Source organism: Hyphomicrobium sp. (assembly GCF_036780825.1).
In the GTDB taxonomy this organism is placed as follows: Bacteria; Pseudomonadota; Alphaproteobacteria; order Rhizobiales; family Hyphomicrobiaceae; genus Hyphomicrobium_C.
On sequence record NZ_DAIQCD010000007.1, the window covers coordinates 26,609 to 42,620 of the forward strand.

General features: G+C 61.7%; 11 protein-coding genes. 4 read left to right on the top strand and 7 right to left on the bottom strand.

Annotation, left to right across the window (positions count from 1 at the left end):
* Window positions 1-94 precede the first annotated feature (94 nt).
* The 5 genes from V7P99_RS04965 to V7P99_RS04985 all read right to left on the bottom strand — a co-directional run bounded on the left by V7P99_RS04965 (window position 95) and on the right by V7P99_RS04985 (window position 6,622).
* Window positions 95-559: a PTS sugar transporter subunit IIA gene (locus tag V7P99_RS04965; protein ID WP_333793682.1), complete on the bottom strand. Its 465-nt coding sequence runs from the start codon at window positions 557-559 to the stop codon at window positions 95-97.
* A 634-nt stretch (window positions 560-1,193) separates the two neighbouring features.
* Window positions 1,194-2,693: an RNA polymerase factor sigma-54 gene (gene rpoN / locus V7P99_RS04970; RefSeq protein ID WP_333793683.1), complete on the bottom strand. Its 1,500-nt coding sequence runs from the start codon at window positions 2,691-2,693 to the stop codon at window positions 1,194-1,196.
* 201 nt (window positions 2,694-2,894) lie between these two features.
* Window positions 2,895-3,752 carry an LPS export ABC transporter ATP-binding protein gene (lptB, locus tag V7P99_RS04975; protein ID WP_333793684.1) on the bottom strand — a complete coding sequence of 286 codons (858 nt, stop codon included), beginning with the start codon at window positions 3,750-3,752 and terminating at the stop codon, window positions 2,895-2,897.
* A gap of 70 nt (window positions 3,753-3,822) precedes the next feature.
* A complete protein-coding gene (gene lptC, locus V7P99_RS04980; protein ID WP_333793685.1) occupies window positions 3,823-5,844 on the bottom strand; it encodes an LPS export ABC transporter periplasmic protein LptC in 2,022 nt (673 codons plus the stop codon).
* A 157-nt stretch (window positions 5,845-6,001) separates the two neighbouring features.
* The gene (locus tag V7P99_RS04985; RefSeq protein WP_333793686.1) at window positions 6,002-6,622 is read right to left on the bottom strand and encodes a ribonuclease D; all 621 of its coding nucleotides are present in this window, start codon (window positions 6,620-6,622) and stop codon (window positions 6,002-6,004) included.
* Between the two features lie 364 nt (window positions 6,623-6,986).
* On the opposite strand from V7P99_RS04985, the gene V7P99_RS04990 reads away from it, so the two are divergent.
* Both V7P99_RS04990 and V7P99_RS04995 read left to right on the top strand, forming a co-directional pair.
* The gene (locus V7P99_RS04990; protein WP_333793687.1) at window positions 6,987-7,307 is read left to right on the top strand and encodes a hypothetical protein; all 321 of its coding nucleotides are present in this window, start codon (window positions 6,987-6,989) and stop codon (window positions 7,305-7,307) included.
* Window positions 7,308-7,744: 437 nt separating this feature from the next.
* Window positions 7,745-9,208, top strand: coding sequence for a mannose-1-phosphate guanylyltransferase/mannose-6-phosphate isomerase (locus V7P99_RS04995; protein ID WP_333793688.1), 1,464 nt, complete (start codon window positions 7,745-7,747; stop codon window positions 9,206-9,208).
* A 72-nt stretch (window positions 9,209-9,280) separates the two neighbouring features.
* On the opposite strand, the gene V7P99_RS05000 is transcribed toward V7P99_RS04995, so the two are convergent.
* Together V7P99_RS05000 and V7P99_RS05005 are read right to left on the bottom strand one after the other, a co-directional pair.
* Window positions 9,281-11,533 carry a capsular polysaccharide export protein, LipB/KpsS family gene (locus V7P99_RS05000; protein WP_333793689.1) on the bottom strand — a complete coding sequence of 751 codons (2,253 nt, stop codon included), beginning with the start codon at window positions 11,531-11,533 and terminating at the stop codon, window positions 9,281-9,283.
* Window positions 11,534-11,536: 3 nt separating this feature from the next.
* Complete coding sequence (locus V7P99_RS05005; RefSeq protein WP_333793690.1) at window positions 11,537-14,140, bottom strand: glycosyltransferase; 2,604 nt, start codon at window positions 14,138-14,140, stop codon at window positions 11,537-11,539.
* Between the two features lie 345 nt (window positions 14,141-14,485).
* On the opposite strand from V7P99_RS05005, the gene V7P99_RS05010 reads away from it, so the two are divergent.
* Both V7P99_RS05010 and V7P99_RS05015 read left to right on the top strand, forming a co-directional pair.
* Window positions 14,486-15,496, top strand: a complete 1,011-nt coding sequence (locus V7P99_RS05010) for a DUF2793 domain-containing protein (protein ID WP_333793691.1) — start codon at window positions 14,486-14,488, stop codon at window positions 15,494-15,496.
* Window positions 15,496-15,981 (top strand): hypothetical protein, encoded by a 486-nt coding sequence (locus V7P99_RS05015; RefSeq protein ID WP_333793692.1) that lies wholly within the window; start codon window positions 15,496-15,498, stop codon window positions 15,979-15,981. The genes V7P99_RS05010 and V7P99_RS05015 overlap by 1 nt, the downstream gene beginning before the upstream one ends.
* Window positions 15,982-16,012: the final 31 nt, after the last annotated feature.

A 16,012-nucleotide genomic window follows, 5' to 3' on the forward strand; every position in this document is an offset into this window, starting at 1 on the left:
GGACGGACTACGCCAGCAGCTGGGCGGCAATAGCGCCGGACTTACGGCTGCCGCCCACGCTCTTCTCGGCCCAGCACTCCCACCAAAAGGCCGGTCAGGCAGCGTGTGAGGCCGCCGGCAGCGTCAACGCGCGCTTCAGGCTCGGAAGATCGGGTGCCGTACGCAACCGCTCGAGCGCCGCCGGCTCACGCACGAGGCGCGAGATCTTGGCCAAGGCCTTGAGGTGGTCACCGCCAGCATGATCCGGTGCCAGCAGAAGGAAAATCAGGTCCACCGGCTCGTCATCGAGGCTCTCGAAGTCGATCGGTTTCACGAGACGCGCGAACAGGCAGATGATGCCGCCGAGCCCTTGCAGCTTGACGTGGGGAACGGCGATGCCGCGCCCCAGCCCAGTGGATCCCAGTCGCTCGCGCTGGAGCAGCGTTTCATAGATTACGCGCTGATCGATCTGGGTGATCTCGGAAGCACGGGCCGACAGATCGAGAAGCGCCTGCTTCTTGCTCGTCGCCTCGAATGCGGGGAAGATTCCGCCAGGTGCCAGTAGATCGCTTAAATCCATGTGTCCGGTCCCATCGGGTCTGTGATCGGCTGCTTTCGCGGCCGATGGTCATCTACGCGCGGCGCGTTACAGAACCTTGGCTCCGCGCGCCTCGGTCATGCGCCGTGTCACCAACGCTTGCTACGTTCCTGCTCACGCGTCAGTCCAAACCGTTTCAATCTGTTCGTACAAATAGGTAACGCACAAATCATGCCGGACGCCGTTCGGCGGGTTAAATCCGACATTCTACACGCTTGTTCCACTTGAAGCCGGAAAGCACCGGCCTGCATCCAGGGGGATTGCCGCGTTTATATGGCGGCTGCCGATACAAGCGCTCCGATCCTGCGATGCACCGCTCCCGCTCCGCCGCAACCTACGGCATTCGAAGGGTGATCGTGTCGGACGGTCGGCTTTTTAGATCCCAGATTGGGGGGTTCCACGCCACGCTCCGCTAGCTTCCGTTACCAGGCCCGAGCACCTCGGACACCGGATCGCACAACGCGGACATCCGCGAGTTTTTTTAACAATTCCAAACCATTGCCCGGTTCCCCCGCGCCCCGGACCGTATCGGGGGACGCTAGATCGGACCGCTCGGAGAGTCAATCCTGCGGTGCATCAGAGCACCGTTAGCATCCGCAGCGCGGGGGGGGCGCGTTCAGCGCCCTACACGCTCCGTCAGCCGCTTCTCCCGGCGGCGCTGAACGGACGAAGGAATACGCATCGCCTCGCGGTATTTTGCCACCGTGCGGCGTGCGATATCGATGCCCTCCTGCTTGAGCCGCTCGACGAGCTTGTCGTCGGAGAGGATGGCTCGCGCGCTTTCGGTGTCGATCATCTGGCGGATGCGGTGGCGGACGGCCTCCGATGAGTAGGCTTCGCCATCGCCCGCCGCCTGGATCGCCGACGTAAAGAAATACTTGAGCTCGAATAGGCCGCGCGGCGTCGCCATGTACTTGTTCGACGTGACGCGCGACACAGTCGATTCATGCATCGATATGGCATCGGCTACGGTCTTGAGATTGAGCGGCCGCAGGTGCTGCACGCCATAGGTCAGGAAAGCATCCTGCTGGCGCACGATCTCCTCCGCAACCTTGAGGATCGTGCGAGCGCGCTGGTCAAGGCTCTTCACCAGCCAGTTCGCCGTCTGCAGACATTCCAGAAGATACGTCTTATCCGCCTCGGTGCGTGCCGACCTGTCGACCTCCGCGAAGTAATGCCGGTTAACGAGCACGCGCGGCAGCGTATCGCTGTTGAGCTCAACCAGCCACCGCCCGTCGGCGGCCTCGCGCACGAGCACATCCGGCACCACGGCCTGCACCTGCACGGCACCGAACCTCAAGCCGGGCTTGGGGTCCAGCCGCTTAATTTCCTCCACCATGTCGCCGATCTCGTCGAGATCGACGCCGATCGCCTTGCGCAAGGCCGGCATGTTGTGTGCGGCAAGCAGGTCGAGGTGATCGAGCAGGGCCGCGATCTGCGGATCGTAGCGGTTCTGCTCCTTGAGCTGCAGCGCCAGGCACTCGGCGAGCGAGCGTGCGAAGACCCCGGCGGGGTCACAGGCCTGCAGCTTGGCTAGCACAGCCTCTATCAGCTCCGGCGGAGCGCCGAGCGTGCCGGCAAGATGCGTAAGGTCGGCATGCAGGTAGCCGGCCTCGTCGAGCATGTCGATGAGGTACTGGCCAATCAGCCGCTCCACTTGCTCATGGAGAACGAGCGGCATCTGCTGCGAGAGATGATCGCGCAGCGACGGCACACCCGAAACGAACTCTTCCGGATTGAACTCCTGGCCGCTCCGCGCGCCGTCGCGCTCGCCAACGCCCGCCCAGCCCGAATCCATGCCGTTCGGTACAACGGCCTCGGCGTTGGTGTCGTCTCCATCGAGCTCTCGTTCACCCTCGGGAGCGGGCCGGTCGAGATCCAGCCATTCTTCGTCGCTCTCCTGCTCGCGGCTCTCGGTGGCACCATCACGCTCGCTGCCGGAAAGGGCCTCATGACCGTCCTCGAGCTCGAGAAGCGGATTGCGCTCGAGCTCGCCTTCGACGAATTGTCCAAGCTCGATATTGGAGAGCTGGAGCAGACGTATGGCCTGCTGCAACTGGGGTGTCATCACCAGTTGCTGGCCCTGTCTCAGCTCGAGCTTTACGGTCAGTGCCATGGCCTAGGCCCCGCGCTCCGTGCCGCCCCCGCGCACGGCCACCGTGGCGCCACACCGCACCCGAGGCTTCGGTCTGCGCCACCGGTTTATGATGTCGATGCACCGCTGTCGAGGCGCGTGCAACGGCCCATGCCGCTCCTCGCTCATGGCTCCCTGCCGCAGATTTTATCTGACTGTTCGGGGTCGGATCTGAGCGAAAAGCTATACTGAATGGGTGTTAACGAACATATCTCCGAGATAGACGCGGCGGACATCTTCGTTGGCTATGATTTCCGCGGGCTTACCTTGTGTCAGAACATGACCATCATAGATGATGTACGCCCGGTCGATGAGGCTCAGCGTTTCGCGCACGTTATGGTCCGTGATCAGCACGCCGATGCCCCTGTCCGTCAGGTGCCGGACGAGTTCCTGGATATCTCCCACCGCGATCGGGTCGATGCCGGCGAACGGCTCGTCGAGGAGAATGAAGGAGGGCCGCGACGCCAGCGCCCGCGCAATCTCGCAACGCCGCCGCTCGCCGCCCGAGAGCGCCATCGACGGCGATTTCCTGAGCCGCGTGATATGGAATTCCTCGAGGAGGCTGTCGAGCTGCTCCTTGCGCCGCTTGCGGTTCGGCTCCACCAGCTCGAGCACGGCCATGATGTTCTGCTCGACGGTCAGTCCGCGAAAGATGGACGCTTCCTGCGGCAGGTAGCCGATGCCGAGGCGGGCTCTTCGATACATGGGGAGCGGTGTCACGTCCTGGCCGTCGATGGTGATGCGGCCCGCATCCGCCGGCACGAGGCCGGTGATCATATAGAAGACCGTCGTCTTTCCAGCGCCGTTGGGGCCTAGCAGCCCGACGGATTCGCCCCGCGCCACGGCCAGGCTCACGCCGCGCACGACGGTGCGCTTCTTGTAGCTCTTCTGCACGTTGTCGACGACGAGCCAGCCCTGCTGGCCATCATCGTAGTCTGCCACGCCGGTTGCGGCATGGCCGTAGGCGGCGGCCCCGTTGAAATCATCGTAGGAGTCAGGCTCGTCTGCGGCCGGTTTGGGTCTGAGGGGCCACAATTTCATGCTGGCGCTCTGCCGTTCTCGGTGTTTATCGGGAAGGCTCGCACATTCGAGCCGGTTTCCGCCGGTCCTGTCAATTCGCCGGCTCGCCTGCGCTGCCGTCCGGCGAAGCGGTGGCCGACCAGCCGTCGACACCACCCGTGGCAGGAGCGCTGCCTGCGGCTTCCCCGCCGTTCTTCATCTCCTCGGGAAAGAACACAGCGCTCGCCCGCCCTTTGCTCGCCGCTTGGCCAGCCGGCGCCTTGCTCGTGGCTCCCGCGCCGCCTGCACCCGCGGTGGCCCTTTCCAGAGCGGTGTCGATCTTGCTCTCTCCGGTGGTGAGATCGATCAGGAGCCGGGTGCCGCGCACCATGCTCTTGCCCTTCGATAGTACCACATTGCCGCCCATGACGATCTTATTCGCCTTGGCGTCGAAATCGGCCCAATCACCAGTTGCCGTCTGTCCGTCCTTCGACGTCACGCGAACGTTCTTCCTGGCCTCAATGCGCGTGAGCTCCGCGCTCTGGCTCCCGCCCTCCTTTGGCGCCGCCCCCGGCGCCGCGGCATCGAGCAGCCCAGCTTCGCCTTTATAATACGCCGAGAGCTCCGCGCAGGTGATTGCGAAGCCATCCTGCTTCGCATCCACATCGCCGCGGAATACCGCCACCTTCTGCATATCGTTTACGTCGAGCGAATCCGCCTCGAGGTCGACTGGCGCCTCGGGATTTGTATGGAAGGAGCCCAGCGCCCCGGCATCGTCCTTCCCTGGGACCTGCCGCCGCGCCTTGCCCGCACCGGCTTGGCCACCGTCCCGGCGAAGCCGGGCGCTGACCCGTCCCGGCCCTGCAGCCGCCCCCGGGGGGGTGGTCAATTTCGCCGTACCGGCCGCGCGGTTGATCGCAAGGCGCCCGCCGCGCAGCACGTTGTCCCCCTGGGCCACGACCACGCTGCCGAGGAGCAGAATGGTGCCGCTCGCCTGATCGATCTCGACGCGCTCGCTCGACGCGCGCCGGTCCGTCCCGGATGTCATGACGACGTCTCCCGCGAGCAGGGCCGTTTCAGCCTGCGCATCGAAATCCGCCGCGTCGCTGGTGACGAGATCTCCGTTGGCCCGCTGCATGACCACGGGCTTATGGGCCACGATGCGCCGCACCTTTCCGGCCTGCCCTGGCACGACACTCACGCCGTCCGGCGCCGCTCCGCCCATCATGCCCCCACCTTCATAGAGGACTTTCAGCTCCGGCGTCGTCAGGAACGAGCCGGCCTGCTCTGCGCGCACGTTCCCGGTGAAAAGCGCCGCCTTTCCGGCGTCATCGATGTCGAGCCGGTGCGCACCGATGTGGATCGGCCCGTTCGCGGGTGTGAACAGCGCGCCGTCGTCCTGCCGCGCCGGGGCGACCTCGTTCTCTGTGGCTTCGGACGCTTTGTCATCCTGCTGCGGCGTCAGCACCACCTCCACGTTCTCGGCGAAGGTCGCTTCGCGGGCTTTCTGGCGCAGGGTCATTTTGTTCGAGCGCACCGACCCGCTCGGAAACTCGACCAGCACCGGCTCATCCGAGGTCAGCAGATCCTCCTCGGTCAGGATCGTGGCGCGCGTCAGCCGGGCCTTGAGGCCGCTTTGCGAGTCGACATTGATCTCCTCGTAGAGGTCGAGGATGCTTCTCTCGTTGTTGAAGACGCCGCGCGTAGCCGTGATGTCGGTTCGTGTCTTATCCGCCTGGAAGACTTCTCCGACGATGCCGTTGAGCTTGACCACGTTCGGCAGCGTCGGATCCTGCTGCGCCGTCGCCGCCGAGAACACGTAGCTGCCGCCGTCCTTGGTGAAGCCCTCGTAGCGCGGGTTTTTCATCGCGAGATCTTCGGGCAGGATCTTGCGGATCGCGACGCCGGTCAGCGTCTCGCTCCCAACCAGTCCCGCTGTGCGCACGACGGACAGCCCGTAGAGGCCGAGCAGCAGCACGGCTCCGGCCGGGAAGATGACGCGCAGCGCCCGCACGACGACCGTGCGTCGGCCCGCCCTGCGGAACTCCTGCGCCCGATCGGTGCTCACCATGATGGTCTCACCCGGCTGCCGGCTCGCATCCATGCTCGGCGGCCGGTCAGCGGCCATGGCCATCGGGATCCTCCGCCCCTCGTCCTAGCGCACGCCCTGGTTGCAGCCGTGCCTGCCCCGTGCGCCCCACGAAGGCCGCCGGACAGTCGCCCGGAATTGGGGTGACAATGGGACTTGCCAGGCCGGGGCGCCGGGCCACCCCGCGCCCGCGCAGCGCCGCTCAGTGTGCGAAAATATCGTCCTCGCCAAACCCTGCGAGGTCCAGCTTGGCGCGTGTCGGAAGGAAGGCGAACGCAGCCTCGGCGAAGGCGGTCCGCCCTTCCCGCGCCAGCATGGCGTCAAGCTTGGTCTTGAGTGCATGCAGGTGCAGAACGTCGGAGGCCGCATAGGCCAACTGCTGCTGGCTGAGCGTCTCCGCGCCCCAGTCCGAGCTCTGCTGCTGCTTCGAGAGCTCGATGCCAAGCAATTCCCCCACGAGATCCTTCAGGCCGTGGCGATCGGTGTATGTCCGCGCCAGCTTGGATGCGATCTTCGTGCAGTAGAGCGGCGCCAAGGATACGCCGAGATATTTCTCGATCACGGCGACATCAAAGCGCGCGAAATGAAAAATCTTGAGCACGCCAGGGTCCGCGAACAGCGCCTTGAGGCGCGGCGCCTCATAGCCATTCCGGTCGAGCTGCACGAGATGCGCCGTTCCGTTCCCACTTGAAAGCTGGACGAGGCACAGGCGGTCGCGGTGCGGATTGAGTCCGAGCGTCTCAGTATCGACGGCAACACTCGCCCCGAGCTCGAGCCCCGCTGGCAGGTCGCCCTTGTGGAGCGTGATCGTTGGCTTCGTCATAGATGGCCTCGTATAGGGTGCCGGCTTCGGCATCGGACACAACGCGTTGAAATAGGCTGCGGATTTAACCGCTCCGGGCACCCGAGGCAAGCGTGGCCCTTGGGCAAGCGCAGGAGGAGGCCCCGGCTTTTTTGAGGGAGCTTGCTACGGGCTCCATCTGCGGAGCTCAGCAACATCCGATTGGCTTGCGCCGCAATTGTCCTCTTTCCTCGCACGCCGCCGGACCCCGATTTCCATGCCTGCCTCGCGGCGGTCACCGTCGGTGCTTGGTTAATGCACATTGCTTGGAACCATCAGCGCGCTCCTCGTGTTGGGCGACATCACACCTAGCAGACGTCGCAAACAGATGATTGGAGAGGTGAAGATGAAAAGTTTAAGCAAACTTTTGAGCATCGCCGCATTTTCGGCTGGCTCCGCATTCATCGGGCTTTCATTTCCTGCGAGTGCTGCGGCGGTCGGCCCAGTTGGTGTGGCGAAACCCGCCGTTTCCTCACCTGCCGAGCCAGCCTGCTATCGCGGCTCGCGCGTCTACGGCTGGAGCAGCTACACACCTCGCGTCTACGGCTGGCGTAGCTATGACGAGCCCCGCGTCTATGGCTGGCGCGGCTACGGTCCCCGGGTGTACGGGTGGCGGGGTTACGGCCCACGCGTTTATGGCTGGCGCGGTTGGGGCGCGTGGTGGTGAGATCTCCACGTTCGGCGTAAGTCCAATAGCGCCTCCGCTTGCATGACCTCATTTGGCCGATGCGACGCAACGCGGTCCGCATCCAGCCGAGCAATATTTTTCATGCCTCTCGGTACCTGGATGGGAAGCTGATCGACCCGGCCTGTTGGCTGAGCAGCGGTGAGGCCATCGTTACGTTGTCGACCGGCGCGGGCACCTGATTGAAGCTGCACAGGTGCCCTTGTGCTCATCCTGTTTGCAAAATTGTGCGATCCCGGACATGATTATCCTGGGGAAGTTTTCAGGCGCAACAACGCTTACCAAGCCCGCTTCAGCATTCTGCGAAGACAAGCAGCCATGGGCGCAATTGGGCGCCACTGAAAGCCGCCAGCAATTTTTTATTGAAGCGATTATCTGAATGTAATTTTGACCTAGTCATTTATTTATTCTGGTTGATCATGAGCGGTGATGCTTCGCTTCCCGTAAAAATTCTTCCAGTCATTCTTTCCGGCGGCTCGGGGACGAGACTCTGGCCTCTGTCACGAGCCCTTTACCCCAAGCAGTTCGTCCCGGGTCTCGGCGGGGACTCGTCCGCGCTTCTGACATCGACCTTGACCCGTGTCGCTGCCCTGGACTTTGCCGCTCCGATCGTTGTCTGCAACACCGTCCATCGCTTTCTGGTGCGCGACCAGGCCACGCGGGCCGGCATCGCGATCGACGAGGTGGTGCTGGAGCCCTCGACACGCAACACCGCGCCGGCGATCGCGGTTTCCGCTCTGATCGCTGCAGAACGAGATCCGAAAACGGTTCTCGCCGTGCTGCCTTCCGACCACGTGATCGGCGACACCGATACATTTCGTGACGCCGTGCGGCGGGCCGCGAATATCGCAGCTGAAGGGTACATCGCGCTGTTTGGCATTCCACCAAGCACGCCCCACACCGGCTACGGCTATATCAAGAAGGGCAGAAGGATCGGCGCGAATGCCGGCGACGTTTTCGAAGTCGAAGGCTTCCTGGAAAAGCCCGACCTCGAAACGGCCGAGAGCTATCTGGAGGACGGCAGCTATCTCTGGAACAGCGGAATATTCGTCCTTCAAGCCAACAGCTTTCTGGCCGAGCTCGCCGAGCTTGAGCCGGACGTGCTTCACGCCGCGCGCGAAGCGTTGGGCAAGGCTTCGAAGGATCTCGGCTTCCTCCGTCTCGATAGCGAGGCGTTTGCAACGGCGCCGAGCATCTCCGTCGACTACGCCGTGATGGAAAAAACGGATAAGGCCATCGTCCTCCCACTCGCGACATCCTGGAGCGATCTCGGATCCTGGGCCTCCCTCTGGGACATGGCACCCCGCGACGCCAGCGACAATTTCGTGCATGGCGACACGCTCATCGAAGATACGGCCGGCTGTTACATCCGCAGCGAGAAGGCGCTCGTGGTCACCATCGGGGTTAAGGATCTCGTCATCGTAGAGACCCAGGACGCCCTGCTCGTCGCCGACAAATCCCGCTCGCAGGACGTCGCCATCACCGTGGCGAAGCTCAAGGCATCCGGCCGCAAAGAGCATGAGCACCATGTGCGCAATTATCGGCCTTGGGGGTTCTTCGAGACGCTGAGCTCTGGCCTGCGCTTCCAGGTCAAGCTGCTGCACGTGGTGCCGGGGGGACGTCTCTCCCTCCAGATGCACCATCATCGATCCGAGCACTGGGTGGTGGTCACAGGCACCGCACGTGTCACGGTGGATGGCAGCGAAATGCTCCTGCGTGAGAACGAGAGCGTCTACATCCTCGCCACTCAATGGCATCGCCTCGAAAACCCAGGAAAGGTGCCGCTTGAGGTGGTCGAGGTACAGATGGGCACCTATCTCGGCGAGGACGACATCACCCGGCGTGACGACATCTACAATCGCGGCCCCGACGAAATCCGGTGAGTTTTCCAGAATGGTCGTTGGAGGCCCGACATGCGTTCGGTCCTCCGGAACCGACGTGCGTACCCTGGGAAATCAGCCCCCGGCCCAGAGACGGCTTGCAACCGCATCGCGCGGCAACGGCTCGGCTTCACCGACGCTCACAAGGCTCACGCCGGAAAACCGAAGGATCGGTGCCGCGGCCGGGCCATGGGCATACACGCGGCACTCGTAGTCTGACACGCCGTCTGCCTCGAACGTGAGCGACGGCTGGCGCCAAGCGGGCAGAGCGACATCCGCCATCCCGACGATGCGGTCGCCAACCTTATAGACGTCGAGCGTCACCCGGGCGCGCGCGCGAGCGAACGCACGCTCCTGCAAAGTGCGCTTCGCATTCAGGCGGAACGTCGCCATCCAGCGGCCGCGCGGCAGAATAACGGGAGCACCGAAGACAACGTGCCGACCTTCGGCAAGGCGGATTTCGCGCGCCTCCCCGACAGAGGTTGTCGGTTCCGGATAGGAGAAGAGGTCTGCACTCAGCGTATAGGGGAGCGGTGTAGTGGTCAGGCGCTGGATGAGCGCCGCCGAAATCGGTCTTGCGCCTCTTCTCAGAACGTAGACCCCATGCCCCTCGACGAAGCGCGTGAGCCTGCCCGCGTTGATGCCGAATGCCGCTGCGCTCAGACCCTGCTCCTGCAGAAGATCGCTGACATCTTGGTGCGTCAGCCTTTGGAGTGTCCACGATCGTTCGGTGGCATCGCTGAGCGATATCGCGACGCTCGTTCTCTTTTGCACGGCCTCCTCAATGCGCGCGAGCGCTGCAGCAGGATCGCGCTCCTGCTGCAGGTCCGTCGGATCGAAGAGGACGCGCTCCGGCCAGCCCGCCGTGTTGAATGCGGTCGCGAGGTCCGGGACGATCCGTTCCCGTTCCGGCATGATCGGTCCGCCGTGCACACGACGATGAAGATCAGATCCGGCACAGCTCTCAAATAGTGCGCGTTGCTGCGCAGGGAGCGTATCGAGGGCCGACGCGACGCGACCCGTTTCGGAGAGAGCGCGCTCCATTGCGTGCGCCGCCGCGGCCGCCTGCTGCACGGGAGCGCCGTACCACGACAGGCGCGCGGGCGCTGCCTTCACGCTCGCCTCCTCGATCAGGCGCGCGAGCGCCGCGCCGTCGCCATGCGCAACGAGGCCATCGCCGACGATCTGCCCCACGAGAGTGGCGACACGCTCTGGGTCCGGGGGCGTCGGCATTCCGGAACCTAGTACGCGCGCGATATCTTCCGGGACTTCGAGATCGTGCGTGACGCCCTTTGCGCGATAGACCGGCCGGCCCCAGACGATAACCGGGCACCCCGCCATCAGCGCCTCGAGGCCTGCGTTCGAGGAATGTGTGGCGACGGCTTCGGAAACGGGAAATATGTCGTGCAGGCTGACGTCCGACGCGATCCAGGCTTGGTCACTCAAAATATCCACCCACCGCTCCGGTGCCGGATCGAGCGGGTGCGGCTTGAAAAGAGTGCGCCATCCGTCCGGCACCGCGCGCGCGGCCGCTTGCACGCTATCTTCGTAGCGGGCGAAAGCCCCGAGGCTGACGACAACATTCGCGTCCTTCGCCAGTTGCCCCGCAATCAAGACAACGGGGCGCGTGTCCATTGCCAGCCAGCGATTGAGCCGATCGCGTTCGGCGGGAGCCGTATATTGCGGGTATTTCGACTGGCGCATCGCGCGCCATCTCTCGACGAAGCTGCGCCCTTCATCGCGCGCAGCATCCGACCGAGCGCGCGATGGCGCGAGACAGGTGTCGATGCGGCAAGCGCCACGAAAAAAATGCGGTCCCACCGGATCAACGAAGTGATACCCAGGGAAGAACGGGCTTTCCCAATAGAGCAGCTTGCAGTCCATGCGGCTTGCGACCGCGGCGACAATGCGCGAGATCACCTCCGCGCCATGCGAGACGAAAACGGCTTCCGGATTCAAACGTCCGATCAAGCGATGGATCGTTGCCGCCACGCCGCGCAGCTTCTGGCTCCAGACCGACTCCGTGAGCAGAGTATCGGCATGGATATCGCCAATCGCGAAATTGTGCGCGGAAAGATCGATCAGATCGAGATCGTAGCCGTGGCGCCGCCGAAAAGCGAAGGCCGAGAGCCGCGGCACGCTCTCCAGGTCACATCCCTCGATGAGGGGAGACTGTTCGACATCCGACCAGTGCAAACCGTCATCCCACAGCGGCACGACGACCGGAACGCGGCCGCTGGCCCGCAGCGTTGCGGCGAGATGGTAGGCGTTCCCAGCGGCCTCCTCGCCCGTGAAGCGGTATAGCAGACACCGGCGATGGCGAGCCATGACTTACGACCGCTTGCCGAGCACCGCCTCCTTGAGAAGGACGCGAGACCTACCATCACTCCAGACGCGGAGTTCGAGCGGAACCGCCACGCTGCCCGGCGGCACAGTAAAATCGATCTCCTGGCGCGCGGCTCCGTTGCGGAGCTGCGTGGTCGTCACCCGCCGTTCGGCCAGCACCGTGCTGCCACCGTCGACGACGACGTCGATGGCGACCTCCCCGGAGCGACCAAGCAGACCGGACATGAACTTCTCATCGCATCCAAGTTCGAGCGAAACGAGGTAGCGGCCAGGCTCGACGGGGAGGTACGGGCCGAAGATCGCATGTCCCGCGACGCCGGTTCCAATCTCGATCACGCCGTTGCCACGGCGCGTGACGTGGCGCGCTAACCTGAGTCCCCCTACCAAACACTGCGGCAGTCTCATCTTGTTCGCCGCACCCGATAAAGCCGGCCTTGCCGCGCTTGATGTCGGAGCCGCTGGCTTCTTGTCCATCTTAGCCGCGACCGCAGGCCACCGTTTTGTACTCGACAAGAAAATCGCCTCGGCGATTGGCGCCAAACCGGGATGCATGGCGCCATCCTCAATCAGCGACCTATCCATAATAGCAGCAACATCCACTTGTCGCTTTTTCAAACATCGAACGAGCCGCTGTCGCGCGTCCAAAGTGCCGAAGAGCGTATCCGATAGGAACTCCCCGAGCTCTCCCTCGACAAAGCTTCGAACGACACCCTTGTTGTCTAAAATCCCGGCGCCTCCGGAATAAATATTCACCGGATAATTCAACGCTTCGAGCAGAACCGTACTATTAATTCCAACCACATGGCCAACTTTCTCTAGAATGCTCGAAGATGGAACGCTTGCTGGAACAATGATGACGTTTGCTGAAGCCAGGTGATTAAAACGATCTCCGTGTCCATCAAGGGGATGCGGTTTCAAATAAATCTTCCTGTCCGGACCAACCTCATCGAGAACGTAGGTCACGAACTCGTCCATCGACCTGAACCGAGGTGAAAATACCAGCAAATTCGTATCATTGCTAAGCTGTGCCGGCAGAAAAATATCCCTGCCGAGACTCTGGCTAGCTGCGGATGACGGATCAAACTCCTCTCCCGTAAGAGAAAAATAGCTTTCCTTTGCTAAAGAGCTAGCTCCGCTCACGCCGTGCCTATCGAAGTACACGTTTCCCTGCTGCGGGAACCATCCCAGCTCCGTGTATACAATAGGAATTTCAAGGGTTCTAATTTTCTCCATGACATCCTTGTACATGGGATGACTTCCGTTATGCGTTAGGAGAAAGTGTGGTTTATACTCCTCAATATCCGCAATAAGACGATCGGAATACTTGATCCAATCATATTTGCTGAACATCCGAGGATCGACGGGAAACGCTTCGCCAAACTTCGAATGAAAACCAAGCGGCCGCCGACAAACAAAACGAGCCGATATCCCGAGGTGATGCAGCACCGGCGCCCACATCTCTTCAATATGCTCATTGCTGATCGTGAAACCGAACGCCCTTTTATTGAAGAAGAACTCCTCCGCATCACTTAGATTAATGGGAGCGCTTATACGCTCAGTCGTCTTCTGCTTGACAAAGCTGGATCTATGCGGCGCGTCAGGCAGACACTGGGCCAGCCTCATCGCCGAGGAAAGGCCGGTTTCAAAGTCTCTATTCACCGCCTCAACAAAGGAGTCAAAGGCTGCCGCTCCCGGACCCGCCCCTTCCACAACATCCCGAACGCAAGCCGCAAATTGCCCGATCGAATCGAATGGCACCGTTTTTACGAGATCCGGCGGGAACTCATCGTTCCCTCCCACCTTCCAGGCCACGACTTCGCTTCCAGCCGCGAGCGCCTCAAGCATGACCATAGAGCAGTTTTCAAAAAGGCTCGGCACGATGACGCAGCGTGCGTTAGCGAGGTACTCGAAGCGAGCTGGGCCCTCAATATGCTCGATCTTTGTCACGTCGAGCGTCATGTCGCCCATCCCACGGAAGGAGCTGGCGCCACGGCCTATCAGGGCCACCTTGTAGGCCGAAGGCAACCTATGCAATATCGCATTTAAATAATGCATCCCCTTCAGCCGTTGAAACCGCCCCATGAATACGACGTCGTATTTTCGAAGCGACTTAGGAATATAAGCCACCTCCTTTCGAGTTGGATTCTTATTTATTACAAAACTTGACGTATCGACATACGATGAAAGCTCATCAACGATTCCCCAAGAGGGGGCGGAAACGACTCGAGCCTGGCATATCGCACGCAGCTCCTGTGATAAAACATCCTGGTCGATCCTGGAGCCTTCAAACTTATGGCAAATCGACAACGGCGTATGAAGTCTGACATGCGTCTGATAGCTGCGATCGAGCAATAAAGTTGCCGCTCTCGTCTCCGGAGCTTCGATCAACACTTCATTTCTGGGGAAGTTCCTATTCACATAATTCAAAACGGCTTCTCTAAAAAGATACGGCGGCAGATTATCTTTGTTTTCGAGGGTGGCGACCTTTATTTTTCCACCTAGCGCCTTCTCTACGCTGTAGCAATAGGAGTTCACGCCATTACACGTACTGGGATCAAATGGATTAACGAGGAGGTAAGTCGATATCACTGGTACGCTCCAAACAAAACACGCTGACATAACAAAAGGGGCGCATGGCAATCAAATAAAAGACTTAGAAACGTTAGCTGGATAGCAATTGCAGTTAAACAAATTTGTGACTTGCTCCGGAATTAGAAGCTGCGTCGACACAGTCTTCAAGCGTATTTGCGTGCCACAAGATCCAGTGATCGCACAAAGGCGGAGGCCGACCGCTCAGCAACCGCCCTTGCCGAATGCTGCGTCAGCGTTCTGCCAATTTCAGAGGCTCCGCTGTGAACGCGACCCTTATTTATCCTCCCCGTCGCCACCCATCTTACTTTGCAGCTGTCTGTTGATGACAGGACTCGGTGGGCTATGTCCGATCACTCCTCCAACCTTTCGCTGCCCTACATTATCGCAGCACAATCGCAAAAGCACGTCACCCACAACGAGGCGTTGAGGGCGCTCGATGCAGTGGTGCAGATCGGCGTGATTTCAGGAGATCTGGCCGCACCGCCAGATCATCCCACCGAGGGGGACCGCTATATCGTCGCCGCGTTTCCGTCAGGTGCGTGGGCCGAACAGGCGGGAAAGATCGCGGCTTGGCAGGATGGCGCCTGGGCCTTTTATGCGCCGCGCGAGGGCTGGCTGGCATGGATTGCTGCGGAGGCGCGGCTTTACGTGTACGCGAGCGGTGATTGGATCATCAATGGGCTCGCTTCCGTGAACCCGGCACCGTTCATCGGCGTGAATGCCACGGCGGACGCAAGTAACCGGCTTTCCGTCAATTCTCCCGCCACACTCCTCAATCACGAAGGGGCGGGACATCAGCTCAAGATCAACAAGGCGGAAGCTGCGGATACCGCGTCCGTTCTGTTTCAGAGCGGGTTTTCCGGCCGCACCGAGTTCGGCCTCACGGGCGATGACGACTGGCACGTAAAGGTCTCTCCGGATGGCGCCACATGGCACGACTCGATCGTCGTCGACCGCTCGACCGGGCAAATTGCACTGCCAGCAGGATTTTCCGCGCCTCAAAGCATCATGAACCGTCTCGGCCTCTATTTTCGATTGGTCCTGAACAACAATACCGCGGGAATGATCGACCTCGAGGCCAACCAGTTCGGATCGATGCTGCTGATCTTCACCAACAATATCGCTTTCGGCAAGGGGCTCGTTTGGATGCGTGCAGCCACGGGCCCCTCGTTCGTGACGATCGCGACCCACGCCGACCTCGGCGTATATACCGGTCCGCTGGCGGGGATGACCGGCGCGGATGGGCGCCTCAATGTAAGCTGCGACGCACTCGGCAAATATTATTTCGAGAACAGAACCGGCGCCGGCCGCAACATCTACGCATTTCTTTTCCGAGATTTTGGGAGCTACTGATGCAGATCGACGGTTTTGCTGATGACAGACATGATCCCGCGGCATGGTATTGGCGGCTCAAAACCGATGGCCGGATCTGGTCATCGGCCGCCGGTGCCTTCATCGACATATCCGACCCCGCTCGCACATACGAGATTGACGGGATCGAGAGCCTGCATCGTCTCCTCTCGTCGCATGGGCTCAGGAGCCCGCTCGTCACGGCTGACGACATTCGGGCCGAAGCTCAGCGGCGCATCATCGCTCTGACCGGCGCGAGCGATCTCGACACATGCATGATCCGGCAGCTCAATGCGCTGATGCGCGCGACCGAGCTTACGAACAAAAGAGTGGCAGGGCTGGCGCTCACCGATGACGAGGAAGAGGAGGCTGCGGCTCTGCAGGCGCTGGCCGATGCCATCAAGGTGATTCGTGCAGCTTCGAATGCGATGGAGGCGAGCCCTCCAGACGATTATTTGGATGCCGCCCGCTGGCCGGCCGCATCCTGAGGCAGCACCTCGCCACCGGGAACATCTCACT